The organism is Ruegeria sp. L11 (assembly GCF_056531755.1).
The window spans coordinates 605,382-628,246 of sequence record NZ_JBQFMI010000002.1; the positions used below are offsets into that span (position 1 = coordinate 605,382).

General features: G+C 60.2%; 19 protein-coding genes and 1 riboswitch. Of the genes, 13 read left to right on the plus strand and 6 right to left on the minus strand.

All coding sequences use genetic code 11. The annotated features are described in order from the left end of the window. Nucleotides 1-44: 44 nt before the first annotated feature. Nucleotides 45-1,313 carry a phosphoribosylamine--glycine ligase gene (gene purD / locus ACR0CE_RS07945; protein WP_480831768.1) on the plus strand — a complete coding sequence of 423 codons (1,269 nt, stop codon included), beginning with the start codon at nucleotides 45-47 and terminating at the stop codon, nucleotides 1,311-1,313. Between the two features lie 134 nt (nucleotides 1,314-1,447). Here purD and ACR0CE_RS07950 read toward each other — a convergent pair whose 3' ends face one another. Together ACR0CE_RS07950 and ACR0CE_RS07955 are read right to left on the minus strand one after the other, a co-directional pair. Beyond that, nucleotides 1,448-2,191, minus strand: a complete 744-nt coding sequence (locus ACR0CE_RS07950) for an FG-GAP repeat domain-containing protein (RefSeq protein WP_480831770.1) — start codon at nucleotides 2,189-2,191, stop codon at nucleotides 1,448-1,450. Continuing rightward, entirely contained in the window at nucleotides 2,191-2,514 is a 324-nt protein-coding gene (locus ACR0CE_RS07955; protein ID WP_209504265.1) for a 2Fe-2S iron-sulfur cluster-binding protein, read from the minus strand. The genes ACR0CE_RS07950 and ACR0CE_RS07955 overlap by 1 nt, the downstream gene beginning before the upstream one ends. A 127-nt stretch (nucleotides 2,515-2,641) precedes the next feature. On the opposite strand from ACR0CE_RS07955, the gene ACR0CE_RS07960 reads away from it, so the two are divergent. Together ACR0CE_RS07960 and ACR0CE_RS07965 are read left to right on the plus strand one after the other, a co-directional pair. Continuing rightward, nucleotides 2,642-3,013, plus strand: coding sequence for an OB-fold nucleic acid binding domain-containing protein (locus tag ACR0CE_RS07960; protein ID WP_480476508.1), 372 nt, complete (start codon nucleotides 2,642-2,644; stop codon nucleotides 3,011-3,013). Nucleotides 3,014-3,253: 240 nt separating this feature from the next. Further along, the gene (locus ACR0CE_RS07965) at nucleotides 3,254-3,751 is read left to right on the plus strand and encodes a hypothetical protein (protein ID WP_480831773.1); all 498 of its coding nucleotides are present in this window, start codon (nucleotides 3,254-3,256) and stop codon (nucleotides 3,749-3,751) included. A gap of 298 nt (nucleotides 3,752-4,049) precedes the next feature. On the opposite strand, the gene ACR0CE_RS07970 is transcribed toward ACR0CE_RS07965, so the two are convergent. Next, a complete protein-coding gene (locus ACR0CE_RS07970) occupies nucleotides 4,050-4,739 on the minus strand; it encodes a YfbU family protein (RefSeq protein WP_480831775.1) in 690 nt (229 codons plus the stop codon). Between the two features lie 299 nt (nucleotides 4,740-5,038). After that, nucleotides 5,039-5,737 (minus strand): glutathione S-transferase N-terminal domain-containing protein, encoded by a 699-nt coding sequence (locus tag ACR0CE_RS07975; protein ID WP_480486013.1) that lies wholly within the window; start codon nucleotides 5,735-5,737, stop codon nucleotides 5,039-5,041. Between the two features lie 123 nt (nucleotides 5,738-5,860). Beyond that, a riboswitch (SAM riboswitch) is annotated at nucleotides 5,861-5,938 on the plus strand. Nucleotides 5,939-5,998: 60 nt separating this feature from the next. Between ACR0CE_RS07975 and metZ the strand changes: the two genes are divergently transcribed. The 5 genes from metZ to ACR0CE_RS08000 all read left to right on the plus strand — a co-directional run bounded on the left by metZ (nucleotide 5,999) and on the right by ACR0CE_RS08000 (nucleotide 12,544). Then, complete coding sequence (gene metZ / locus ACR0CE_RS07980) at nucleotides 5,999-7,189, plus strand: O-succinylhomoserine sulfhydrylase (protein ID WP_480831777.1); 1,191 nt, start codon at nucleotides 5,999-6,001, stop codon at nucleotides 7,187-7,189. A gap of 246 nt (nucleotides 7,190-7,435) precedes the next feature. Then, on the plus strand, nucleotides 7,436-8,539 hold the full coding sequence (gene folE2 / locus ACR0CE_RS07985) for a GTP cyclohydrolase FolE2 (protein ID WP_480481445.1): 1,104 nt from the start codon (nucleotides 7,436-7,438) through the stop codon (nucleotides 8,537-8,539). Nucleotides 8,540-8,823: 284 nt separating this feature from the next. Next, on the plus strand, nucleotides 8,824-9,462 hold the full coding sequence (locus ACR0CE_RS07990) for a hypothetical protein (protein ID WP_480831779.1): 639 nt from the start codon (nucleotides 8,824-8,826) through the stop codon (nucleotides 9,460-9,462). 59 nt (nucleotides 9,463-9,521) lie between these two features. Then, nucleotides 9,522-10,970, plus strand: coding sequence for a TrkH family potassium uptake protein (locus ACR0CE_RS07995; RefSeq protein WP_480773586.1), 1,449 nt, complete (start codon nucleotides 9,522-9,524; stop codon nucleotides 10,968-10,970). Beyond that, complete coding sequence (locus ACR0CE_RS08000; protein WP_480831781.1) at nucleotides 10,970-12,544, plus strand: thiamine pyrophosphate-binding protein; 1,575 nt, start codon at nucleotides 10,970-10,972, stop codon at nucleotides 12,542-12,544. Before ACR0CE_RS07995 ends, ACR0CE_RS08000 begins: the two co-directional genes overlap by 1 nt. Nucleotides 12,545-12,611: 67 nt before the next feature. On the opposite strand, the gene ACR0CE_RS08005 is transcribed toward ACR0CE_RS08000, so the two are convergent. Then, complete coding sequence (locus ACR0CE_RS08005; protein ID WP_480831783.1) at nucleotides 12,612-14,351, minus strand: serine protease; 1,740 nt, start codon at nucleotides 14,349-14,351, stop codon at nucleotides 12,612-12,614. Between the two features lie 207 nt (nucleotides 14,352-14,558). Here ACR0CE_RS08005 and ACR0CE_RS08010 point away from each other — a divergent pair, with 207 nt between their 5' ends. Beyond that, nucleotides 14,559-15,491 carry a glycine--tRNA ligase subunit alpha gene (locus tag ACR0CE_RS08010; RefSeq protein WP_480505635.1) on the plus strand — a complete coding sequence of 311 codons (933 nt, stop codon included), beginning with the start codon at nucleotides 14,559-14,561 and terminating at the stop codon, nucleotides 15,489-15,491. 5 nt (nucleotides 15,492-15,496) lie between these two features. Here ACR0CE_RS08010 and ACR0CE_RS08015 read toward each other — a convergent pair whose 3' ends face one another. Continuing rightward, a complete protein-coding gene (locus tag ACR0CE_RS08015) occupies nucleotides 15,497-16,129 on the minus strand; it encodes a MarC family protein (RefSeq protein ID WP_480831785.1) in 633 nt (210 codons plus the stop codon). 78 nt (nucleotides 16,130-16,207) lie between these two features. Between ACR0CE_RS08015 and ACR0CE_RS08020 the strand changes: the two genes are divergently transcribed. The 4 genes from ACR0CE_RS08020 (at nucleotide 16,208) to ACR0CE_RS08035 (ending at nucleotide 22,811) form a co-directional block, all read left to right on the plus strand. Beyond that, complete coding sequence (locus ACR0CE_RS08020; RefSeq protein WP_480831787.1) at nucleotides 16,208-16,729, plus strand: DUF6446 family protein; 522 nt, start codon at nucleotides 16,208-16,210, stop codon at nucleotides 16,727-16,729. Continuing rightward, nucleotides 16,705-17,952 carry a sodium/glutamate symporter gene (gltS, locus tag ACR0CE_RS08025; protein WP_480831789.1) on the plus strand — a complete coding sequence of 416 codons (1,248 nt, stop codon included), beginning with the start codon at nucleotides 16,705-16,707 and terminating at the stop codon, nucleotides 17,950-17,952. The genes ACR0CE_RS08020 and gltS overlap by 25 nt, the downstream gene beginning before the upstream one ends. A 9-nt stretch (nucleotides 17,953-17,961) precedes the next feature. Beyond that, nucleotides 17,962-20,181 (plus strand): glycine--tRNA ligase subunit beta, encoded by a 2,220-nt coding sequence (gene glyS, locus ACR0CE_RS08030; RefSeq protein ID WP_480831791.1) that lies wholly within the window; start codon nucleotides 17,962-17,964, stop codon nucleotides 20,179-20,181. A gap of 89 nt (nucleotides 20,182-20,270) precedes the next feature. Then, the gene (locus ACR0CE_RS08035; protein WP_480773612.1) at nucleotides 20,271-22,811 is read left to right on the plus strand and encodes a putative PEP-binding protein; all 2,541 of its coding nucleotides are present in this window, start codon (nucleotides 20,271-20,273) and stop codon (nucleotides 22,809-22,811) included. Nucleotides 22,812-22,865: the final 54 nt, after the last annotated feature.

Below are 22,865 nucleotides of genomic sequence, written 5' to 3' on the forward strand. Positions count from 1 at the left end.
TAGAACGCCGCGCAGGCGAGGCCAAGCAGATCGGAGACGACCCCATGAACATCCTTATTCTCGGCAGCGGCGGGCGCGAACACAGCCTGGCCTGGGCAGTGATGCAAAACCCAAAATGCGACCGACTGATCGTGGCGCCGGGCAATGCCGGGATCGCTCAGATCGCGGATTGTGCCGCTCTGGATATCGAAAACGGCGGGGCCGTTGTCAGCTTTGCCGAGGAAAACGCGATTGATTTCGTGATTGTTGGCCCCGAGGCGCCTTTGGCGGCCGGAGTGGCGGATCGCCTGCGCGAAGCCGGGGTGCTGGTTTTCGGACCGTCCGCCGAAGCGGCCCGGCTTGAGGCCTCGAAAAGCTTTACCAAGGAAATCTGCGACGCGGCACATGCGCCCACCGCTGCCTATGCGCGGTTCACCGCGCCCGAACCCGCCAAGGCCTATATCCGCGAACAGGGCGCGCCCATCGTGGTCAAGGCCGATGGTCTGGCCGCGGGCAAGGGCGTGATCGTGGCCATGGACGAAGACACGGCGCTTGACGCCATTGACGACATGTTCGGCGGTGCCTTTGGTGGCGCGGGGGCCGAGGTCGTGATCGAAGAGTTTATGGACGGCGAAGAAGCGTCTTTGTTTGTTCTGTGCGACGGCCAAGACATCCTGTCCATCGGCACGGCACAAGACCACAAGCGGGTGGGTGATGGTGACACGGGCCTGAACACCGGGGGGATGGGTGCCTATTCTCCGGCGCCGGTTCTGAGTGCGGAAGTTGAAGCGCGCGCGATGGAAGAAATCGTGCGCCCCACCATTGCCGAAATGAAGCGCCGGGGCACACCGTTTCAGGGAATTCTCTATGCGGGGCTGATGATCAAGGACGGCCAGCCGCGCCTTGTGGAATACAACGTCCGTTTCGGGGACCCGGAATGTCAGGTCCTGATGATGCGTCTGGGCGCGCAGGCGATGGACCTGTTGCATGCCACCGCCGAAGGGCGGCTGGGCGAGATGCGGGTCAACTGGGCCGATGATCACGCGATGACGGTCGTGATGGCGGCCAAAGGTTATCCGGGAACCTACGAGAAGGGCACGGTCATCAAAGGATTGGACGGCTTGCCCGAGGACAGCAGCAACATGGTGTTTCATGCCGGCACTAGCGAGGCTGCGGGGCAGGTGCAGGCTGTCGGCGGGCGCGTTCTGAACGTGACCGCGCGCGGAAAAACGCTGCAAGAGGCGCGCGACCGGGCGTATCAGATGGTTGATGCCGTGGATTGGCCCGAAGGGTTCTATCGCAGCGATATCGGCTGGCGCGCTTTGGAGGGATGATCGGGCAGGGGGCTTTGCCCCCTCGGCCTTGCGGCCTCCCGGCGCTGCGCGCGTTTGCGGTCGAAATCGTCCGCTGGACGATTTCTTTTCAACCACTCACCCTCCAGGATCTTTTGGCCAGATGAAGAAGCGGATCAGCAATTCAGGGCTGATGTGAGATTGTCGCGGTGTTTGAGCGGACCGAGGTCCGTCAGATGCCAGCCATCCTGATAGGAAACACGGATGATCCGCGACCAGTCTGCGCTGGCGAGGATCATTTCGGGATGGTCGCCACAGCTCCTCAGGCCGCCGGAAATGAAATCCTCACCGATCTTGTGGTTGGTCAGGCCGGGCAGAGCAGCGATTTCGGTCAGTCCACCATCTTTGAAGCGCCAGATGCGCAGGGTTTTGGCCAGGTGGGGGCGATCAATATAGGCGATCTCGATATTGCCGTCACCATCCAGATCAGCAGCACCGACCGGGGCGAGCCAGCGGAATCGTGCGCCGATATGAGGTGTGGCTGCGATTTTTTCTCCAGCGGCGTTGTAGATCGCAAGCTGAGCGCCGGTTGTGTCCTGCGTTTCAACGACAATTGTTTCAACCGCGCCGTCCCTGTCGATGTCTGCCAGACGCGGCGCGAGGTCTTCGAATACACGGTCCTGTGGCAGGCGAACCGTTACGACTGTGTCATTGACCACAAGTTCCAGCGCGCCGTATTCGATATTGTCACCCAAAACGCCATGCGCGTATCGCGTGGTTGGTTCCGTGAAGCGGGCGTCGGTGATGGTATCCGCCGCGACGGCGATTGGCAGCGCGCACCACAGGCCAAAAGGGAGCAAAGCGCTGCGCACCCGACATTGCCACAGGCGGGCGGGCTGACGCGGCGCTTTGTTGGGCATCAGATCTGCTTTTCAGGCATCTGGACAATCAGGCCGTCCAGCGCGTCGGTCACCTTGATCTGGCAGGTCAGGCGCGAGCGGGCCGGGTCGGGCTCATAGGCGAAATCCAGCATGTCCTCTTCCATGTCGTCCTTGGCCGGGATTTTCTCGACCCAGTCGGGGTGAACATAGACATGGCAGGTCGAGCAGGCGCAGGCACCGCCGCAATCGGCCTCGATGCCGGGAATGTTGTTGTCACGGGCCCCTTCCATGACGGTCAGTCCGTTGGCGACCTCGACAGTGTGCTCGGTACCGCCATGCTCGACATAGGTGATCTTTGCCATTGCGTGCGTCTTCCTTTTGCGATGTTCGAAACCTTCCTTAGTGAAGGGAGTTAGGTGTTTCCAGCCTCATTTGCGACTCCTTACGCCGTGTCTGGACTTTCCTGTATTTTGTTCTATTTTTGTTCTTATGTTTACTGCCCCTTTTCACCGCGCGATTTCAAACCGGGACTGGCCGCGACCGCCGTCCTGTCTGCCCTCCGCCCAGCTGGAGGCCCCGCCCGAAGGGGCGCGTGTGGCCGTGGCCGGGCTGGTGATCCTGCGGCAGCGGCCGGGGACGGCCAAAGGCGTGATCTTTCTGACGCTTGAGGATGAGACCGGGATCGTCAACGTGGTGGTCTGGCGCAAGATCTACGAACGCTTCCGCCGTGCGGTGATCTCGGGGCGGTTGCTGAAGGTGACAGGCCGGATGCAGCGGGCGCATTCGGTGACCCACGTGATCGCGGAAGAGATCGAGGATATCTCGGGCATGCTGGACCTACTGGTGCAGGGGCAGGGTTAGGTCTGTCGTGCGGATCAATCCTAAACTGCCCGTCGCAGTGCCGCAAACCCGCGCCTGAAGAACGGGCGATATGTTTTCTTTGCCTCAAATGTGTGTTTAAGGCGCTTTTCCGCCACTTGAACGCGGGATGGTCGACTCTCCGGCGCCGGGCGCGTAGTGACACGCATCTTTGCGCATCGGCTTGCGTCAAAGCTCGGGCCGGATTGCGCATCACTCAACGTCTTTTCAGAGTCAGTTCGGATGCCCAACGCAACACACCAAGGATCGCTCGAAAAAACCGTCTCACGGGACGAAAGCCGGATTTCCGACCGTCTGGCAGAGCTCTCGGAACTCACACGTTCTGCGGGGTATGTTCACACCGCCCGAATGATTGATGAGGCGTTAAGCGCTTATTCCTTTGAACGCAGGCAGGTTGAGACTGCAAAAAAGCTTCGGTCGGAGTTGCAGCAACTCAAGCGGATTGAAGCGTCGCGCTCGTCTGACGAAACGGATCGAAAGCCGCATTTGGTTCCGAACTTTCGGTCCCGGCGGTCGGCAAAACCCGATGGTATGCTTTTCGACGGGGCCGAGCGTTCTGACGGCGCAGCCCAGAAAGCCGGAGCGAACAAAGGGCAGGCCGCATTTGTCCTGACAACCCGGATGCGTGTTGACGGGCGGAACGTTGCAAGGCTGCGCAATGGGCACTGGACAGGTATTTCCATGTCTTTCCCCGCGGAACCTGAATTCCAGTTTCGCTGATAAGTCGCGCCGCCGCCACGGATCCGCCGCCGGGGGCGTTGCAGGGCCGGATGCAGAGGGCGCATTTGGTAACCCATGCGATCGCGGCAAGGATCGAGGATATTCCGGAGATGCCGGGCCTGTTGGCGCGGGGGAGGAGTAATCTGGGATGGGGCCAAAGTGTGAATTCGCTTCTGCTACGCCAAGGCGACTTTCGGATGGTCAAGAAGAAACGGTCCCTTTTGGGAAGGCGCTGGGGTCTATCCACGAGGCCAAGGATAACCTCGGGGGCATTCAGCCCCCAACGGAGCTGAGGATATTAATCTCTCTTGAGAACTTCGATTATCTCTTCGACAGTCATTTCACGTCCAACCAGCTTGGCGCGGATAGGTTCAAAGACCTGATACATCTTTGCGTACCTCTGGACCTTCGGCATGTGTGAGTTGAGTTCACGAGAGTTGAAGTTTGTGAAGCGCTCCATCTGATGGATGAGGAACATGGCGATCCCCATGTAGTCGGTTTCATTGTTGCCATCAAAACCGATGAACTTTGGGTCTTTGCCAATGTAAGGAACTTCTTTTTCGAGCTTGGCCTTGTCAGCGTCCGATAGCTTGTCAAAGGCGCGCTCGATGAAAGTCCACATATCCAGTACATTGACAACGAACTTCACATCCTCAGGTTTATCTGTGTTAGAATGCATGAGACCTGTCAGTTCCCAATCGAGTGCCCACAGATGCCCGCCATATATGGCCTCTTGGATGAGAGAGATACGGTGTCTGTCCCCACAGCCTTCTTGGGTTTTGAGTATCTCCGTGAGGAGCCAAACCATCAGGCGCTGAGGTTTGTCGAGCTGAGTTTCCTTTTTTAAGGTGCCCGACAGAGCGTACTCCAAAAGCTGACGCACCGCCTCGGCGCGGGACGGTGCGTCGGACTGAAGATCTCTCCATTCGTCAATCTGATCCAAGAGCGCGCTGTCCAAGCGCATTTCAAAGCGTTCGTTTCTTGCCATTTTTTGCCTCCATTGCGGTTTGTTGTCTTGATTACGTACATTTTACCGTACATTAATACATTTGTACGTATTTGGCAATGGGCGTAAAGGGGCGCTAGATGGTGTCTCATCGTTTATTGCTGGACTTTGGGGTACTATTGACGCTGTGTGGGGGCGCAGGTGCTCAACCTAAACCCGTTTCACTTAACGGTCGTTTTCTCCAAGCTGCGCTGAGCGCCCAATCGCAAGAGACATCTTGGACACATTCCTTTCGCAAAACCTTCACAAGTATTGATACGGTTTTGGTATATCGAACATACCTACCGCTTGAACAAAACGCTCTGCGCCTGCTTGTCCCGGTGATCCCCTCGCAACTCGGCATACAGCGCGCGTCCGGCCTGAACGGCTGGGCGGGCGCTGACGGTCTCCAGCCAGCGGGCAAAGTGCGGTTTGTCCTCCAGCACCTGCTGCTGGCCTTCCCACAGGCTGGCCCAGCCCCAGATCGACATGTCGGCGATGGAATAGAAATCGCCCGCGACATACTCGTTTTCGGCCAGCCGCCTGTCCAGTACGCCGTACAGGCGCGCGACCTCGGCGCGGTAGCGGTCCTTGGCATAGGGCAGGTCCTGCGGCGGGTCCAGTTGCGGGGCGTATTTCAGGAAGTGATGCGCCTGACCGGCCATCGGGCCAACGCCGCCCATCTGCCACATCAGCCATTCCTCGACCGCGATCCGGTCGCGTTCGGTCGTGCCATAGAACCGCCCGGTCTTGCGGGCCAGATACATCAGGATCGCGCCGCTTTCGAAAACCGAAACAGGTGCGCCGTCCGGCCCGTCGGGATCGACGATGGCGGGCATCCGGTTGTTGGGCGCGATTTTCAGGAACGCGGGGTCGAACTGGTCACCCTTGCCGATATTGATCAGATGGGTGGTGTAGGGCAGCTCCATCTCCTCCAGGGCGATGGAAACTTTCCAGCCATTCGGTGTCGGCCAGAAATACAGATCAATCGGGTCAGCCATGCATTCTCCTGATGTTGACAGGGATCATGCGGGTTTCTGCCGGTTCGGCAAGTACCGCTTACGAAAGCGTGACCGAAGCGCAGGCCGGGCTTGACCGCGAACCGCCCGAGGCGTATTGCGATCCTGAAGCTACGTGGCGATTTGTTACCGGATTGCGGGCCACGCTAAACAACACCGCTAAAAGGTCAGGATGAAAGACCCCTTTCGCTTGGCCGCGTCTGGGGTTTTTTGTTTGCCTCCCCCGAGGCTGAAAGGAATGAGATGAGCGAGAACTGGAACAAACGCACCCAAGCCGTCCATGGCGGCATCCGTCGCAGCCAGTATAACGAGGTGAGCGAGGCGATTTTCCTGACGCAGGGTTTCGTCTACGAAAGCGCGGAACAGGCCGAGGCCCGGTTTCTGGAATGTGGCCCCGACGAGTTCATCTATGCCCGTTACGGCAACCCGACCGTGTCCATGTTCGAGCAACGCATCGCGGCGCTGGAAGGCGGCGAAGATGCCTTTGCGACGGCCTCGGGCATGGCTGCCGTCAACGGCGCGCTGACCTCGATGCTGAAGGCCGGGGACCATGTTGTTTCGGCCAAGGCGCTGTTCGGTTCGTGCCTCTATATCCTTGAAAACATCCTGAGCCGCTATGGCGTGGAGGTGAGCTTTGTGGACGGCACCGATCTTGAGCAGTGGAAGGCTGCGATCCGCCCGGACACCAAGGCCGTTTTCTTTGAATCCATGTCGAACCCCACGCTAGAGGTGATCGATATCGCTTCTGTGGCCGATCTGGCCCATGCGGTCGGAGCCGTTGTCGTGGTGGACAACGTGTTCTCGACCCCGGTGTTCTCGCGCGCGATCCAGCAGGGTGCGGATGTGGTCGTCTACTCAGCGACCAAGCATATCGACGGGCAGGGCCGTGCGCTGGGCGGTGTGATCATCGGAACCAAGGACTTCATCCGCGGAACAGTTGAACCCTATCTCAAGCATACCGGTGGCGCGCTGAGCCCGTTCAATGCGTGGATCATGCTCAAGGGCCTTGAGACGATGGCGCTGCGGGTCAATGCACAGGCCGAAAGCGCGCAAAAGATTGCCGAGGCGCTGGAAGGGCACCCGGCATTGGAACGGACGCTTTACCCCGGTTTGAAAACCCACGCCCAGAACGCACTGGTTCAGACCCAGTTGGGCGGCAAGGGCGGGACTGTGCTATCGCTGGACATCAAGGGCGGCAAGGATGCGGCGTTTGCCTTCCTGAACGCGATGACCATCCCGGTGATTTCGAACAATCTGGGCGATGCCAAATCCATCGCGACGCACCCGGCGACAACAACGCACCAGCGTCTCAGCGACGCGCAGAAGGACCAGCTGGGCATTACACCGGGCCTGATCCGCTTTTCCGTCGGGCTTGAGGATGCCGGTGACTTGCTGGCCGACATTCAGCAAGCGTTGGAAGCCTCGCAGAAATAAACCAAAGCCCCCCGCGCCCTTTTCGTGCGTGGGGGGCAGGTTGCCTGCCCACGCGGCCATTTTGTTTCGGGCGGCTGACAGGCGTGCCACCCGCTGTTCCCACCTTCAAAAGGCGCTAACTGTTGCGAGATGACGGTTTTGCGCCGGATTTTTCAATCCGGGCTGCTATTGCCGACGTATCGGGTTAGACTGGTAATAGACCATCAGTCATATATAGTCCGACGACCAACCAAGGAACTGCCGCTGATGAATGTTCACCCGCGCGACATTGATGAAAAACCGGATCGGGACAAGGCTGCCGAGGCTTTGAACGTTTTGCGGCAATGGGCCAAATCTGCCTCGGAAGCCGAGATAAACCAGCTTGACCCGGCTGTGGCCCGGCTGCTGCCCGGTCTGGCGGCGGGCAACTATCCGCCCTTTTCGCGCGCTTACCCCGATGACTTTACCGTCGATGCGGCGTACCGCGCATCCTTGCCGGATTTGCAGAACGGCCCGTCCAGCCTGATCCGTGGGGCCAAACAGCAGATCCAACATGTGGGTATTTCGAACTTCCGCCTGCCGATCCGGTTCCACCGGAAAGAGGGCGAAGACCTGACGCTGGAAACCTCGATCACCGGTACCGTCAGCCTCGAGGCCGAGAAAAAGGGCATCAACATGTCCCGGATCATGCGGTCTTTCTACAAACATGCGGAACGGACCTTCAGCTTTGAGGTCATGGAATCCGCCCTGGACGATTACATGTCCGATCTGGACAGCTTCGACGCCCGTATCCAGATGCGCTTTTCCTACCCGGACAGGATCAAAAGCCTGCGCTCGGGCCTTGAGGGGTATCAGTATTACGATATCGCGCTGGAACTGGTCGAACAGAACGGTGTGCGTCAGAAGATCATGCACCTTGACTATGTCTATTCCTCGACCTGCCCCTGTTCGCTGGAACTCAGCGAACATGCCCGGTCGATGCGCGGTCAGCTGGCGACGCCGCATTCGCAGCGCTCCGTCGCACGGATCTCGGTTGTCGTGGACTGTGATGCGGATTGCCTTTGGTTTGAAGACCTGATTGCGCTGTGCCGCCGTGCGGTTCCGACGGAAACGCAGGTGATGGTGAAGCGCGAAGATGAACAGGCTTTTGCCGAATTGAACGCAGCCAATCCGATCTTCGTCGAAGATGCCGCGCGCCTGTTCTGCGCCGAGTTGCTGGCAGATCATCACGTCGGTGATTTTCGCGTTGTCGCAAGCCATCAGGAAAGCCTGCACAGCCATGACGCCGTGTCGATTCTGACCGAGGGCCCAACCTTCGCCGCGTCCAGCCTTGACCCGAAACTGTTCACGACCCTGTTTCACGTTGGCTGAACGTCTCGGGTAAGTGGCTAGAATTTAATCAGAGATTTTCCTGATCGGCGCTCATTCGCCGCAGCGCAGCAAAAATGCTGCACTTGCGTGAAAAACTCCTGTATCCTGACGGGGAATGCAGCTTCGGCACACCGGCGCGCTCAATGGTGTGTCACCCCGAAAGGAAGCCGAGACGTGAGACGCCTTGGACTGCAAGACCCCAACCTCCGCCCGGACCACCCGAGCGGGCAGGGCGCTTTACCCTCTCTCTCCGGGCTGCATCGTTTTCACAGGAGATCTATGGAATGAATCCGATTACCCAACCGCTGGAGCTTCAGGCCGCGGCTATACGCATGGCTGGCTATGCGATCGTCAACCAGATCAAGATCGCACAGATCATGACCCGTTCGGCACTTGAACTGCCGATGGTGCCGGTCCATGCCCTGCACTTGGCAGCATCAGCACCGGGTCCAGTGGTGAAAGCTCCGGCGGAAAAACCGGCGGCCAAACCCAAACCCGCCGCGACGCGCACGAAACGCGTACCGGCGAAATCGTCAACGGCCAAGAAAAAGCTGGCCCGCAAACCTGCGCCGGCCAAGCCGACGGCCAAATCGGTTGAGTTTTCAGCCAGTCCGCGGCCCAAGGCAGCACCCCCGGCGGCAGCCAAACCGACACCAGCGGTTAGTGATGAAAAAGCAGTAAAACCTGTTGAATCCGCGGCGACACCTGCGACCGAAAGCGTGTCGCCCGTAACGCCCAAGCCCGCCCCTGCGACACCGGCGCCTGTTCAGGCAGCGCAGGTCAGGCCGACACAGGCCGATCCTGCCCCGGCCAAGGTGCAGGCGAAACCAGCCCCGGCGACGGAACTGCGCAAACCGCAGGCGCGAAAATCACGCGCCCCGTCCAAACCGCCTGTGATGCCCGGAACAGATGTCAAAAACTGACAGGTAAACCGGGATCATCTGCTTGACACGGTCGGGTTGGCACGCCAACCCTGCGCGTCATGATGGATCTTCGCCCGGTCGGATATGTGATTGGCTTGCTGGTCGCCATTCTTGGGGCGACCATGCTGCTGCCTATGCTCGCGGACCTGATCGAGGGGCGCGGCGAATGGCCGGTATTTCTGGAAAGCGCCATTATCACGACGCTGACCGGGACCGTTCTGGCGATGAGCTGCTCGAACGGTGTGGGCGAAGGGCTGACCATCCGCCAGACCTTCCTGTTGACAACCGGTGTTTGGGCGGCGCTGCCCCTGTTTGGGGCAATTCCGTTTCTGTTCGGTGAAACCGAGCTGCGCTTTGTCGACGCGTATTTCGAGGCGATGTCCGGCCTGACAACAACAGGTTCAACGGTGATTTCCGGGTTGGATACCCTGCCGCAGGGGCTATTGCTGTGGCGTGGTATCCTGCAATGGCTGGGGGGTATCGGGATCATCGTTGTCGCCATGGTGTTCCTGCCCGAACTGCGTGTCGGCGGCATGCAGATCTTCCGCTCGGAAGGCTTTGAAACAATGGGTAAAATCCTGCCTCGCGCGCAAGAGATCGCGGGTCAGATTTCGCTCATCTATGTTTTCCTGACACTGGTTTGCGCGCTGGTTTACGCCGGTCTGGGAATGAACTTTTTCGATGCGCTGGTACATGCGTTGACAACGCTTTCGACCGGTGGATTCTCGAACTATGACGCTTCGTTCGGAACCTTCTCAGGCCCCGCTGAATATGCGGCGTCGGTGTTCATGATTTTGGCGGCGCTTCCTTTTGTGCGCTATGTCCAGCTGGCAAACGGCCATACAGCGTCCCTGTGGAAAGACAGTCAAATTCGCGCGTTTCTGGCGACCATTCTGGTTCTGGTCATCATCATGTCGATTTTCCTGACATCGGTCTTTCCGCATCACTGGGAACAGGCGTTTCGGGAATCTCTGTTCAACATCACCTCGATCATCTCGGGCACCGGCTATGCCAGTGTCGATTACATGGGCTGGGGCAGCTTTCCGATCATGATGTTCTTCCTGATCGGCCTGATTGGCGGCTGCGCGGGTTCGACCGCATGCTCGATCAAGATATTCCGCTATCAACTGCTGTTTGCCTCGATCAAAAGTCAGATCAAACGGATCAGGTCTCCGCATGGCGTGTTCGTGCCGCTCTATGATGGGCGGCCCGTGGGGCAGGGTGTTCTGACCTCGGTGATGAGCTTTTTCATGTTCTTCGTCCTGTCGATGGGCGTGCTGTCCTGGGCGCTGGCGCTGACCGGTCTGGACTTCATCACAGCCGTTTCAGGGGCGGCGACCGCGCTGGCCAATGTCGGCCCCGGTCTGGGCGATCAGATCGGACCAGCGGGCAATTTCGCAAATCTCAACGACACGGCCAAATGGTTTCTGACAATCGGGATGCTGGTCGGGCGGCTCGAGCTGTTGGCCGTTTACGCGATCTTCACCGTTCAATTCTGGAGAGGCTGATGAAAAGACCCCTTGGCGCGCAGATTTCGCATATGCTCAAGGATCGTGGCGTGGACGTGATTTTTGGCATACCCGGCGTTCACAATCAGGAAATGTACCGCGGCATCGAAGAGGCTGGCATCCAACATGTTCTGGCCCGTCACGAACAGGGGGCGGGGTTCATGGCCGATGGGTATGCCCGCGCAACCGGCAAGCCGGGGGTTGCCTATGTGATCACCGGGCCCGGCCTGTGCAACATCATGACGCCGATCGGGCAAGCCTACAGCGACTCGGTGCCGATGCTGGTGGTGTCGTCCTGCCTTGATGAAACACAGGCCTTGCGCGGCCAGTTGCACCAGATGAAGGACCAGCGCCTTGCGGCCGGAACCGTTGCCGACTGGTCGGCACAGGCCAATACGGCCGAGGCCGCCTATGCACTGGTCGAACGCGCTTTTGAAGAATTCGAGCTGTCGCGCCCGCGTCCCAAGCATATTCAGGTGACTATCGCGCAGTTGCAGGCCGAGGCTGACCCGGCACCTTTCCCCATCCAGCCCGCGTTGCGCACCAAGGCGTTGCCACCCGACGTATCGCCGGTTGTCTCGATGCTGAACCTTGCGCGCAGGCCGCTGTTCATTCTGGGGGGCGGTTGCAAATCCAATGACTGGCGGCAGATTCTGACACAGCTAGGGGCGGCCTGCTTTACCACATACGCAGGGCGCGGGTTGCCGGGCGCAAACTATCCGCTGGATTTCGGCGCGTCGCTGCCGCGCCCCGGCAGCGCCGAGGTTATCGCCTCGGCGGATCTGGTCATCGCGGTCGGCGCCGAACTGGGCGAGGTCGATCTGTGGCGCAGCGACCTTGGGCATTCGGCAACATTGATCCGGGTTGACCTTGATCCCGAAGTCCTGTCCGACCACCATCGCGCCGCGATCAAACTGCAAACTGACAGCGAAAGCTTTGCCCGCGCTTTGTGGCAGGCGACCGAAAACCTGAAACCGGCAACCGGCTGGTCGCCCGATGAAATTTCCGAAACCCGTGCCCGGTGGCGGGCCGAGGTGGATGCCGAACGGCCCGGAATTGTAGCAGTGGCCGATGCGCTGCGCGCGGCGATGCCCGCAGATACCATGATCTATTCCGACATGACCCAATTCGCCTATGTCGCGAAAGAGGTGTGGGACATGGCCTATCCGCATCACTGGCACCATCCGACCGGGTTCGGAACGCTGGGCTATGGTTTGCCAGCCGGAATTGGCGGCGCAGTGGCGCGGCGCGGCAAACCAACGGCGGTAATCGCCGGGGATTTCGGGTTCCACTATACGATGCAGGAACTGGGTGTTGCGGTCGAACTGGGATTGTCGCTGCCGATCATCCTGTGGGACAATGGCAAGCTGAAAGAAATCGAAGACAGCATGGTCCGCAGCCAGATCGCGCCCAATGCGGTGGTGGCGCATAACCCGGATTTCTGCAAACTGGCCGAGGCTTTTGGCGCGCTTTCCTCAGCCCCTTCATCTCTGGCTGAGATGCAGAGTGCGGTTCGCGCGGCGTTTGATGCACCTGTCCCGACCTTGATCCACGTGACCCCGGACATTCTGTAACAAAAAGCGCCGCATGGTCATGCGGCGCTTTGGTGTTTCAACGTCTGGTTTCAATGTCTGCGCGGGCTTAGTCCCAGCAGTGCACCAGAACCGTCATTCCGGTCGCGCGCCGGTTCAGCTCGTTGGGGGAAATCCGGGTGGTTTCCTCGCTCGACTGCCCGGAAACACCGGCTTTCGTCAGGATTTCTGTCAACCGCTCGACCGTTGCCGCAAGGCTGACAGACGCGGGCAGGGTGCGCCCCTCGGACGGTGTGGGCAGCAGCATACCAACCACGTTGCCGCTGTCGTTGAAGACCGGCCCGCCCGCATCGCCGGGCTGTGCGTTCAGCGCCAGCCGTTTGACACTTGTCTCGCCGTTCAGGCCGCGGATATCCGCGATTTGGCCGTAGGTCAGCGTCGGTGCGCCCAAAGCCCCCTGATAGGAAAAGCCGGATACGGCCACTTCGGACTGGATGCGCGGCTGGGTGGTACTGAAAGCAGCAACACTCATCGGTGCAAGGGCTTTTGCAGGGCGCAGGACCGAAACACCAAGCTCCGGGTCGGTCAGCGCCAGCTGAACCTCCTGATCCCCCTCCAGGGTGATCCGGGTGCAGCTTTCGGCGGCTTCAGATACCGTCAGAACCGTACCGTCCGCGCCAGCGAAAAAGCCCGACCGCGACAACCGGGGCTTGCGGATCTGAAGACCCGAGACCAGATCGATGCGCTGTTCCGCATCCGCACCGGCGGCGGCATCCAGAACCGCGTCCGTTGTGCTCAGGCTGGTCGCCATCGCAGCCAGAACACGCAGGCGGCGCGCCTCGTCCCCTTCGGGCCAGACCAGCGTAAAGCCCTTGATTTTCCCATCGGCCAGCCGCGCCTGCGTGAATGACACGATCCCATTGCCGCGCCCTTCAAGGGTGAACTGGTCGCGGCCCAGCTCGCGCGGGCCGTTCAACGGTACAATCTCAAGCGACTGCATCACCTCGTAAAGGGCGCGCAACGTGTTCTTGTTACCCTCCTGACTGATCAAAAGGGCCTGGGCGTTCATATCCGAGGCGCTTTTGAAATGCACGAACGGTGCCTCATAGCGGTCAAAGCTGACTGTACCCAACGGCATGTCCAGCGCAATTCCGGCCGCGTCATCGGAATACCGGTCCATCCCGGCCGAGATCAGCGGCGCGTTGTATTCATCCATCAGGGCCTTGCGCTGAGCCGTGGTCAGAACGCCCGTCGCCTCATATCCGTTGAACCGCTGCCAATCGCCCATCGACCGGCGGGTTCCCTGACCGAAAGCACCATCAATGGTCGAATTATAGAACCCAGCCGCTTGCAGGGCCGTTTGCAGGTCTTTCCGTTCCTGCGCGGTCAAAAGACGCTCGGACTGCAATGCTTGTGCGCGGGTTTCATCCGAAACCTGTGGGGTCGCGATTGTCAGGGTTTCTTGCGGCTGCGCTGCCGGTTCCGTCGGCGCGCTTACAGCGTCGCGGTTCAGGGTGTTTTCGCCGACGGGCCAGAACTGTTGCCCCAACGCGCTTGAAAACGCGACAAAGCTGTCACGCGGGATCTGCCCCTCGGCCCGGTATACGCGCAATACCTGCTCGGCATCCCCGCGTGCATAAGGGCCGATCACGATGGCATACCAGCCACTGTTCAGCCGAAACCCGTTCACGTCGGGCAGGGTGCTGGCATAGGCTTGCGCCCGGTCCTGCGCTTCGCGCAGCGACGGCTGCGCCTCGACCTGAACCCAGACGCCGGGGTCTTGTTGAGCGGTCGCGGCGCGCAGGCCGACCAGAAGAAACAAAAGAATTGCTGAAAATACGCGTGTCATAGTCTGCCCGTGTTATGCGGTGTTTGTACTGAGGGGCAGAATACGCGATTTCATTTGCCAAATACCATGCTGTGAATGCGGGGAATTTGTGGTGTGGCCGCGCAGATACAGCCGCAGCCCAAAGCCCCGTTGACGCCCCTCGGCCCCTTGCATAGGAAGGGCCAAACCGACCGGAACCGGGCGCACGGGGCGCCCAGAGGGAATGTCATGACCGAACCGACCAGCGCACCGCGTTCATTTCAGGAAATCATCCTCAGGCTTCAGTCCTACTGGGCCTCGAAAGGCTGCGCGATTCTGCAACCCTATGACATGGAGGTCGGGGCAGGAACGTTCCATCCCGCAACCACCTTGCGGGCGCTGGGATCCAAGGCATGGGCCGCAGCCTATGTTCAGCCGTCGCGCCGCCCCACGGACGGGCGCTATGGCGAAAACCCCAACCGGCTCCAGCATTACTACCAGTATCAGGTGCTGATCAAACCCAGCCCGCCGGATTTGCAGGATCTGTATCTGGGCAGCCTTCAGGCTATCGGCATCGACATGGATCTGCACGACATCCGCTTTGTCGAAGACGACTGGGAAAGCCCGACACTCGGCGCGTGGGGGCTTGGCTGGGAGGTTTGGTGTGACGGAATGGAAGTCAGCCAGTTCACCTACTTCCAGCAGGTCGGCGGCCATGACTGCGCGCCTGTCTCGGGCGAGCTGACCTATGGGCTCGAGCGTCTGGCCATGTATGTGCTGGGCATCGACCACGTGATGGACATGCCGTTTAACGATCCGCAATCCCCCAGCGCTTTGACCTATGGCGACATCTTCAAACAGACCGAAGAGGAATACGCCCGCTGGAACTTTGACGTCGCCAATACCGAGGTTCTGCTGCGCCATTTCGAAGAGGCCGAGGCTGAATGCGCCACGATCCTGGCGCAGGCGCATGACGACCCGAAAACCGGCAAGCGCATCATCATGGCGCATCCGGCCTATGACCAGTGCATCAAGGCGTCACACATCTTCAATCTGCTGGATGCACGGGGTGTGATCTCGGTCACCGAACGGCAGGCCTATATCGGGCGCGTGCGGGCGCTGGCCAAGCAATGCGCGGATGCCTTTGTGCAGACCGAGGCCGCCGGGTTCAGCGCCGGATGAGGCGATCAGGCCAGTCCCGGCAACAGGGCTTTCAGGCCGTCCGCGATCATGCTGACGGCGATAGCCGCAAGAATCATCCCCATAAAGCGGCTCATGATCACGCGCGCGGTGTCGGACAGGCGTTGGGCCAGCCAGGCCGCATTCCAGAACGTGATCAGAAGCAGGCCAACAACGGCAAGGAATACGCCTGCATAAACAAAGGCTTCTACGGGCTTCTTGATCTGGTGTGCATACAGGATCAGCGTGGTGATGGTGCCGGGGCCTACCAGAATGGGAAAGGCCAGCGGATAAAAGGCGACGGTGTCGGCTTCGGGGTAAGCGTCCTTCTCCCCCTTCGTCCCGTGGTGAGAGGTGCTTTCGTGCCCGTTCAGCATGTTCAGACCGATCATCATGACAACCAGACCACCGGCGACGCGCAGATGATTGACGCTGATGCCAAAAAGGCCAAGCGCCTGACTGCCGACCAGGGCAAAGGCACCGCCAAGGATCAGGCAGTAGATCACGGTTTTGACCGCAATCTTGCGCTGTTCGGCGGCAGACAGGTCCTGAGTGACGCTCAGAAACACCGGCAGGTTGGTGACCGGGTTCATGATCGCAAACAATGCGCCGAAAAATCCGACGGCAAGGGTGGATTCCATCGTGTAGACCTCGTTTCTGCCTGTTCCCCGATGAAACCTGTCCCATTTTACAAGAACTTGAAAGAGGCGGCCTGAAAGATGACGGGAAAACTGCTGGCAATTCTTCTGCTGCTGTCGGCCATCGTGGCAGGCGTCGGCATGTATTATCTACAGGTCTACGGCTATTATTATGAGGTCGAACCGCAACCGGGGCAGGACGTTGCCCTGATGACGGATGCAGGCGGTGTGCCGGAACCCATCGCCTATTCCGGGTTTCAGGCAATCGACGCCGACAGTTCGCCTATCCGGTATCGCGCCTGTTTCGAGACCGAATTGTCGCCGGACCAGATGGCTGGATACGTGCCTGTCGAAAACTCCGAACCCCTGACCGCACCGGGATGGTTTGATTGCTACGATGCGGTGTCTTTGGCGGAAGCGCTTGAATCCGGGCAGGCGCGGGCGTTCATGGGGGTGAAGAACATCCATTTCGGTGTCGACCGGATTGTGGCGATCACCGCGGATGGCAAGGGCTATGTCTGGCATGCGTTGAACAATTGCGGTGAAAAAGCCTATGACGGTACCGTCGTGGGCGAGGAATGTCCGCCGCGCCCGGAAAACTGAAGGAGCAGACCGTGGGCCATGTCATAGAAATCCCCGATTTCCTGACGGCCACTCTGGGGTTTGCGGTCTATCTGATCGGGGCCGAGATCAACGCACGTGTGACAACCCTGCGCAATTTCAACATCCCCGAACCCGTGACAGGGGGCCTGCTGGCCTCGCTGGTGGTTCTGACGCTCTATCTGGTCTTCGGGATCGAACTGTCCTTTGGCCTGACAGCCCGCGATTTCCTGCTGGTCCTGTTTTTTGCCGGGATCGGCCTGAACGCCCGTCTGTCTGACCTCATTGCGGGCGGTAAGCCGTTAATCTTGCTTTTGATTCTCACTCTGACGACGATAGTCTTTCAGAATGTGATTGGCGCGGCTGGGGCGGTGATCTTCGGCTATCCCGCACAGGCCGGTGTGTTGTTCGGATCGGCGGCCCTGATCGGTGGGCACGGTACGGCAATCGCATGGGCGCCGGATGTGGCGCAGGCAACGGGGCTTGACGGCGCGACCGAACTGGGTGTGGCCGTCGCCACCCTTGGATTGGTGCTTGCCGCGCTGGTTGGCGGCCCGATCGCGCGCCTGCTGGTCGAACGGCGCGGCCTGACGCCTGACCGCCCTGACGAAGAACCCAGCGTCGGATTGCCGGATGAGCATGACGGGCACACCACAAGCATCGATCATCTGACCGTCATGCGCGTCCTGCTGCACCTGAACCTGGCGATCATCTTGGGATATGCACTGAATGAATCAATTGCCGCCGCCGGGCTGAAACTGCCGCTGTTCGTGCCCTGCCTGATCATGGGCATCGTGATCGCCAATCTGCGGGACGCGCTGTTTCCCGATGCTCCGAAAGTGTCGCGCACACCATCGCTGGCGCTGATTTCGGAATTTGCGCTGGGCGCGTTTCTGGCAATGTCGCTGATGAGCCTGCAACTCTGGACCATTGCGCAGCTTGGCATGGCCATTGCCGTGATCATGACAGCGCAGACGGTGTTCGCGGTGCTGTTCGTCCTCTGGGTGCTGTTCCCGGTCATGGGGTCCAACTATCGCGCTGCTGTACTGGCCGCCGGGTTTGGCGGCTTTGCGTTGGGGGCCACACCCACCGCAATCGCAAATATGACAGCCGTGACCAAGCGATATGGCCCATCGCCTATTGCCTTTATCGTGCTGCCCCTTGTATCCGCCTTCTTTGTGGATATCGCCAATGCCATCGTCATTCAGACGATCGTCAATTTCTAAGGACCGACAATGCCCGACCTGCTGATCGAACTGTTCTCCGAAGAGATCCCTGCACGGATGCAAGCCCGTGCCGGCGAGGATCTGAAAAAGCGGATTACCGATGGTCTGGTCGAGGCCGGTTTGACCTATGCAAACGCAGCCGCTCTGACCACGCCCCGCCGCCTGACGCTGGCGGTCGAAGGGCTGCTGGCGAAAAGCCCCACCATCCGGGAAGAACGCAAGGGTCCAAAGGTCGGCGCGCCTGATAAAGCAATCGAAGGGTTCCTGCGCGGCGCGGGCCTGACACGTGATCAGCTGGAAGAACGCGAAACGCCCAAGGGGGCCATCTATTTCGCCACCATCGAAAAGGCCGGTCGCCCCGCGGCCGAGATCATTGCCGAAGTGCTCGAAACCACCATCCGCAATTTCCCTTGGCCAAAATCCATGCGCTGGGGCAGTGGCAGCTTGCGCTGGGTGCGTCCGCTGCATTCGATCCTGTGCATTCTGACGGATGAGGCCGGGGCGCAGGTCGTGCCAATGGATGTCGATGGCATTTCGTCCGGCGATACCACAGCAGGACACCGCTTCATGGCGCCCAGCCGCTTTTCGGTCACGTCCTTCGACGATTACGCGGCCAAGCTGAAGCGGGCTTTTGTCGTCCTGTCCCCCGAGGAACGCGCCCGGCACATCTGGAACGACGCCCAGAACATGGCCTTTGCCGCCGGTCTTGAACTGGTCGAAGATCAGGGCCTGCTGGCCGAGGTCGCCGGTCTGGTCGAATGGCCGGTCGTCCTGATGGGGCGGATCGACGACGAATTCCTCGACCTGCCACCCGAGGTGCTGCAAACCTCGATGAAAGAACACCAAAAGTTCTTCTCGGTCCGCAATCCCAAAACGGGCCGGATTGAACGGTTCGTCACTGTTGCGAACCGCGAAACGGCTGACGATGGCGCGACCATTCTGGCGGGCAATCAGAAAGTGCTGTCGGCCCGTCTGGCCGACGCCAAGTTCTTTTGGGAAAATGACCTGCGCATTGCCAAATCGGACATTGCACAATGGACCCGCGCGCTGGAAAACGTCACCTTCCACAACAAACTGGGAACGCAGGCCGACCGGATCGGGCGCATCGCCGCCCTGGCCCGCGAACTGGCCCCAGTGACTGGAGCCGATGCCGATCAGGCTGAAAAAGCCGCGCGCCTGGCCAAGGCCGACCTCAGCTCGGAAATGGTCTACGAATTCCCCGAACTTCAGGGCCTTATGGGGCGGTATTACATCGAAGCGGCAGGCGAAGATGCCGCCGTGGCCGCCGTCGCGCAAGAGCACTACTCGCCTTTGGGGCCATCAGACGACGTGCCCACGGCTCCGCTGTCGGTAACCGTTGCATTGGCCGACAAGCTGGACACTCTGGCGGGGTTCTGGGCGATTGATGAAAAGCCTACCGGCTCAAAAGACCCGTTTGCCCTGCGCCGTGCTGCGTTGGGGGTTATTCGGTTGGTGCTCGACAATGACCTGCGCCTGCATCTGGATCGGTTTTTCGACGGACAGCTGCTGCGTGCTGAAAGCGCTGCAAACGAGGCGCTGGCGGCGGAAAACGTTGACGAACTTTTGGATGAAATCGCAGATCACGGCGTGTTTGGCGCAGCCTTCCAGACTGTCAAGGAAAGGCTGGGCGAAGTGTCGGGTGCCGATTTCCTGAGCCTTGAAAAGAAGATCCCCGACGCATCCGACGATCTCCTCTCGTTCTTCCACGACCGCCTCAAGGTCTTCCTCCGCGACGAAGGCATCCGCCACGACGTCATCGATGCCTGTATCGCGATGGACGGCAATGATGACCTCAATCTGCTGGTCAAACGCGCCCGCGCGCTGAACGCGGTGATCGCGACTGAAGATGGCGAAAACCTCGTGCAGGGCTTCAAGCGCGCCAACAACATCCTGACCCAGGCCGAGGAAAAGGACGGGGTGGAGTATTCCTACGGTGCGGATGTGAAATTCGCCGAAACCGACAGCGAAAAGGCATTGTTTGCGGCCTTGGGTGCAGCACAGGCGCAAATCGAACCCGCGCTGACATCCGAAGATTTCCCCACGGCCATGGCCGCCATGGCGGGGCTGCGCGGGCCGGTGGATGCGTTCTTTGAGGATGTGCAGGTCAACACCGACAATGATATTGTTCGCCGCAACCGGCTGAACCTGCTCAGCCAGATCCGGCAGATCTGCTCCAGCGTGGCCGATCTGACCCGGATCGAAGGGTAAACGACCGGGCGCGCTGGCAGGCGCGCCCACAACGCTCTTGCGTGAAGGGCGCAAGCGCTTATGCTGCAGGCAAACCAAAAGGTGCTGCAGTGCAGAATAATCCGAATACGACGCTCATCACATCCGACGCGCCTGTCACCGCCCATAGGCATGGCGGGCGGGCCAAATGCCTGCAACGTCTGGTCCGGCTGGACCTGCCGGTGCCCCGAACAGTTGCGTTGTCATTTGATGCCGTTCACCAGATCGCAGAAGGGACAACCCCGGATATTGCGGCGATCCTCGAACAGTTCGATCCGACCTCGTTGCTATGCGTCCGGCCCAGTTCCGAAGACCCCGATTGGGGTGGTCCCGGCGCGGTTCTCAATATCGGAATGAACGATGCCCGTTATGTCGACCTGTCCGACACCATGGGGGCCGAGGCCGCCGCAGCCCTGTATCTGAGGTTCGTTCAAAGCTATGCGATCCACGTGGCGCGGCTGGATGCGGATGTGTTTGATGACATTGACGCCGACGGCCGCGAAGGGCTGCGCCATTCGCTGCGCGCCTACGAGGACGAAACCGACGAGGTCTTTCCGCAGGACAGGGGCGAACAGCTGATCGGTGTTCTGCGCTCGATGGCACGTGCATGGGACGGGACGTCCGCGCGCTTGCTGCGGCAGGCCAAGGGGGCACCCGCTGATGCCGGGCTTGGGTTGGTCATCCAAGAGATGATCCCCGGCGTCGGCAAAGGGGAATGCGGATCGGGCGTTCTGCAACTGGTTGATTCCACAACCGGAATGCCACAGATCACCGGTCGCTACCTCAGCCAGAGCCAGGGGCGCGATGCACTGGGCAAAGATGTGGCCGCCCTGTTTCTGGAAAAAGACCCACGCGGCCCCTCGCTGGAAGAGGTCGCGCCCAATGCTTTCGCCGATGTCAAAACGCATGCTGCCCTGATGCGCGAGAAACTGCGCGAAGAGATGCAGGTCGAATTCGTCATTCAGGACGGCACTGTGCATATTCTGGATGGTGTCCGGGTGCAGCGATCGGCCCGCGCGGCCATGCGCATTGCCGTACGTCTTGCCGAAGACGGTATCATCCCGCCGCAAGAGGCGGTGATGCGTGTCGACCCGCACGCGCTGAACGAACTTCTGCACCGTCAGGTACACCCCGATGCACGCCGCGACGTGCTGACCACGGCCATTGGTGCCAGCCCCGGTGCCTCGACCGGCAAGATCGTGTTCACCTCGGCCGAAGCACAGGCCAGTGCCGCTCGGGGCGAGGCGTGTGTTCTGGTGCGCCGGGAAACCTCGCCCGAGGATGTGCGCGGGATGCACGCCGCTGTAGCGGTTCTGACGGAAAAGGGCGGCATGACCAGCCACGCGGCCGTGATCGGGCGCGGATTGGGCCTGCCCTGTATCGTCGGGGCCTCGGAAATGCGGTTTCAGACGAAAGACAAGATGCTGACCGCACCGGATGGGCGGGTGTTTAAAACCGGCGATATTGTCACCATTGATGGCAGCTCGGGTCAGGTACTGGCCGGTCAGCCCGCCATGCTCGAGGCCGCGTTGGATGACTGTTTCCAGACGCTGATGGGCTGGGCCGATGCCGAGCGTGACATCGACATCCGCGCCAATGCTGACACACCGGCTGACGCGCAGACGGCCCGGAACTTTCAGGCTCAGGGGATCGGTCTGTGCCGGACCGAACATATGTTCTTTGATCCCGGTCGTCTGATCGTGATGCGCGAAATGATCTTTGCGCAAACCTCGGCGGGCAGGGCGGCAGTGCTGGAACGCCTGCTTCCGATGCAGCGCGAGGATTTTGTTCAGCTGTTCAGGATCATGGAAGGCCAGCCTGTCTGCATCCGCCTGTTCGATCCCCCCTTGCATGAGTTTCTGCCGACAACGCGCACCGGGCAACGGGAACTGGCCGAGGCGCTGGACCTGCCCGTGTCTGACGTCGAACGCCGGGTTGAGGCGATGACCGAATACAACCCCATGCTTGGCCTGCGCGGCGTTCGTCTGGGTGTCACCGTGCCCGAGATCTACGACATGCAGGCGCGTGCGATTTTCGAAGCCACGCTTGAGGCCCGAAAAAACGGTGCCCCGGTGGTACCCGAAGTGATGATCCCGCTGGTTTCCGCCAAGCGCGAGGTTGAACTTGTCAAATCCCGCATCGACTCGGTTGCCGCCGCCGTTGAATCGGAACGGGGGCAGAAGTTCGAATACCGGCTAGGCGTCATGGTCGAAACGCCACGCGCCTGTCTGCGCGCGGAAGAGATCGCGCCGCAGACCGCCTTCATGAGTTTTGGTACAAACGACCTGACACAGATGACTTATGGTCTGTCCCGCGACGATGCCGGTCGTTTCATGTCCGCTTACGTGCGGCAGGGGGTCTTTACCGAAGATCCGTTCCACGTCCTTGATCCGGACGGGGTGGGTGAGTTGCTGAAACTCGGGGCGGAACGCGGACGTGCCGCGAAGCCGGATGTGACCCTTTCGGTCTGTGGCGAACACGGTGGAAACCCCGAATCAATCGCCATCTGTCGCGATCTTGGATTCGACTATGTGTCGTGCTCACCGTTCCGGGTTCCGGTCGCTCGGCTGGCTGCCGCTCAACTGGCGATTTCCTCCAGACTTGGGGGTTGACACTGCGCTGAACCCCAAGGAATAGTGGGTTATCCGGTCACTCGTAGGCGAAAA

Bases quoted from the DNA above. Each gene is read 5' to 3' on its own strand.
- purD (WP_480831768.1), top strand. From the start codon at position 45: ATGAACATCCTTATTCTCGGCAGCGGCGGGCGCGAACACAGCCTGGCC.
- ACR0CE_RS07950 (WP_480831770.1), bottom strand. From the start codon at position 2,191: ATGCCCAACAAAGCGCCGCGTCAGCCCGCCCGCCTGTGGCAATGTCGG.
- ACR0CE_RS07955 (WP_209504265.1), bottom strand. From the start codon at position 2,514: ATGGCAAAGATCACCTATGTCGAGCATGGCGGTACCGAGCACACTGTC.
- ACR0CE_RS07960 (WP_480476508.1), top strand. From the start codon at position 2,642: ATGTTTACTGCCCCTTTTCACCGCGCGATTTCAAACCGGGACTGGCCG.
- ACR0CE_RS07965 (WP_480831773.1), top strand. From the start codon at position 3,254: ATGCCCAACGCAACACACCAAGGATCGCTCGAAAAAACCGTCTCACGG.
- ACR0CE_RS07970 (WP_480831775.1), bottom strand. From the start codon at position 4,739: ATGGCAAGAAACGAACGCTTTGAAATGCGCTTGGACAGCGCGCTCTTG.
- ACR0CE_RS07975 (WP_480486013.1), bottom strand. From the start codon at position 5,737: ATGGCTGACCCGATTGATCTGTATTTCTGGCCGACACCGAATGGCTGG.
- metZ (WP_480831777.1), top strand. From the start codon at position 5,999: ATGAGCGAGAACTGGAACAAACGCACCCAAGCCGTCCATGGCGGCATC.
- folE2 (WP_480481445.1), top strand. From the start codon at position 7,436: ATGAATGTTCACCCGCGCGACATTGATGAAAAACCGGATCGGGACAAG.
- ACR0CE_RS07990 (WP_480831779.1), top strand. From the start codon at position 8,824: ATGAATCCGATTACCCAACCGCTGGAGCTTCAGGCCGCGGCTATACGC.
- ACR0CE_RS07995 (WP_480773586.1), top strand. From the start codon at position 9,522: ATGATGGATCTTCGCCCGGTCGGATATGTGATTGGCTTGCTGGTCGCC.
- ACR0CE_RS08000 (WP_480831781.1), top strand. From the start codon at position 10,970: ATGAAAAGACCCCTTGGCGCGCAGATTTCGCATATGCTCAAGGATCGT.
- ACR0CE_RS08005 (WP_480831783.1), bottom strand. From the start codon at position 14,351: ATGACACGCGTATTTTCAGCAATTCTTTTGTTTCTTCTGGTCGGCCTG.
- ACR0CE_RS08010 (WP_480505635.1), top strand. From the start codon at position 14,559: ATGACCGAACCGACCAGCGCACCGCGTTCATTTCAGGAAATCATCCTC.
- ACR0CE_RS08015 (WP_480831785.1), bottom strand. From the start codon at position 16,129: ATGGAATCCACCCTTGCCGTCGGATTTTTCGGCGCATTGTTTGCGATC.
- ACR0CE_RS08020 (WP_480831787.1), top strand. From the start codon at position 16,208: ATGACGGGAAAACTGCTGGCAATTCTTCTGCTGCTGTCGGCCATCGTG.
- gltS (WP_480831789.1), top strand. From the start codon at position 16,705: ATGTCCGCCGCGCCCGGAAAACTGAAGGAGCAGACCGTGGGCCATGTC.
- glyS (WP_480831791.1), top strand. From the start codon at position 17,962: ATGCCCGACCTGCTGATCGAACTGTTCTCCGAAGAGATCCCTGCACGG.